The 538-nt window shown below is 42.9% G+C and carries 1 rRNA gene; it reads left to right on the plus strand.

The features are described from left to right. Position 1: 1 nt before the first annotated feature. Positions 2-119, plus strand: a 5S ribosomal RNA gene (gene rrf, locus DW965_RS18925). Positions 120-538 lie beyond the last annotated feature (419 nt).

Genomic DNA, 538 nt, shown 5'->3' on the forward strand with positions numbered 1-538 from the left:
TGCTGGTGGCGATGCGCTTAGGGGACACACCCGTTCCCATCCCGAACACGATGGTTAAGACCTAAGCGGCCGATGGTACTGCACTGGAGACGGTGTGGGAGAGCAGGTGGCTGCCAGCTCCCTAATAAAAAGACAGGGGAAAATGTCTATGAAATAAAACAGCTGCCCACAGAAGCGCAGTAACCCATAACAGCAGGGAAGTGCTGATGAGAGCTGGTTTTACCAGTGATTAGAGTTTAAAAGAAGAAATGTGTTTCACAGAAAGCATCAAAACAACTTTTAAGTTCTAATGACTGATGAAACAAATCAGTCAGCAAGATGTACCTTGAAAACCGCATATACAATCTATATTGAAAACGTTAAAACGTTAGAGATAGGAAAAGACATCCGAGGCATCATATGTGAGAGCATGTGATGTTATCAAACCAGAGAGATAATCGAAAGATTATTGAATCAATTGCTTTTAAAGCAGAGAACACAAAAGCCTGTCATCAACGCTATGATGGCAGCGGACCAAGAATACAGGTCAAGCATTAAG

Origin of the sequence: Blautia sp. AM47-4 (genome assembly GCF_003479865.1) — a bacterium.
In the GTDB taxonomy this organism is placed as follows: Bacteria; Bacillota; Clostridia; order Lachnospirales; family Lachnospiraceae; genus Fusicatenibacter; species Fusicatenibacter saccharivorans.